The organism is bacterium endosymbiont of Bathymodiolus sp. 5 South (assembly GCF_900128535.1).
Lineage (GTDB): Bacteria > Pseudomonadota > Gammaproteobacteria > PS1 > Pseudothioglobaceae > Thiodubiliella.
The window spans coordinates 1-868 of sequence record NZ_FQTR01000418.1 but is presented as its reverse complement, the minus strand read 5'-3'; the positions used below and the strand labels follow the sequence as shown (position 1 = coordinate 868).

1 protein-coding gene is annotated in these 868 nt (G+C 36.8%); it reads left to right on the top strand.

Annotation, left to right across the window (positions count from 1 at the left end; translation table 11 throughout):
• Positions 1-868: AAA domain-containing protein (locus BBROOKSOX_RS11910; RefSeq protein ID WP_139662106.1), on the top strand; the 868-nt coding region annotated here is incomplete at both ends.

Below are 868 nucleotides of genomic sequence, written 5' to 3'. Positions count from 1 at the left end.
GACTAATTTATTGCTAGAAAAAGTTAACAGTAAAGACTACCAAGAAAGAAAAATAATGGTTGGCAATCCTGCTTCATTTCAAGGTGATGAGCGAGATATTATCTTTTTGAGTTTAGTAACAGCCCATAATCACTCTAGGAGGAGGGCACTGACAAGACCTGAAGATAAGAGGCGTTTTAATGTTGCCGCAAGTCGGGCTAAAGATCAATTATGGCTTTTCCATTCAGTGCGATTAGAGGATTTAAACAATAATGATTTTCGTTATCGACTTTTAAAACATATTGTTAATGACAATACGAGAGAATCTGAACAGCGTCAGTCAATCTCCGTACCTAATCCAAAACCGATGTATGGTGAAGAGCCTCAACCACCTAGACCTTTTAGAAGCTGGTTTGAGGTGGAGGTTTATAATAATATTATCAATAAAGGTCACAAAGTAGAACCTGCATATAAAGTAGCAGGTTATGAAATCGATTTAGTCGTGTTTGGTGCAGATGGCACAAAAATTGCTATTGAGTGTGATGGTGATTATTGGCATGGTGACGATCAATTTGAGCAAGATATGCAGCGTCAAGAAATATTAGAACGGGCTGGTTGGCAATTTTTTCGCATTCTTTATTCACACTATATTAATGACAAACATCAAGCAACCGCTCAACTTTGGGATGTATTGCGCAAACATTCTATCCCAGTAGAAACAAGAGCAAAGAAACAGGACAATATCCAACTACAAGACAAATCTACACAAGAAGAGCAGATTAAAGATATGTCTACACAAGAAGAGCAGATTAAAGATATGGGATCCAAGCAATCATCTATTTTTAAGTCAAGCGAGAACGAAGTTACAAAAATTCCACGATTTTTTAAT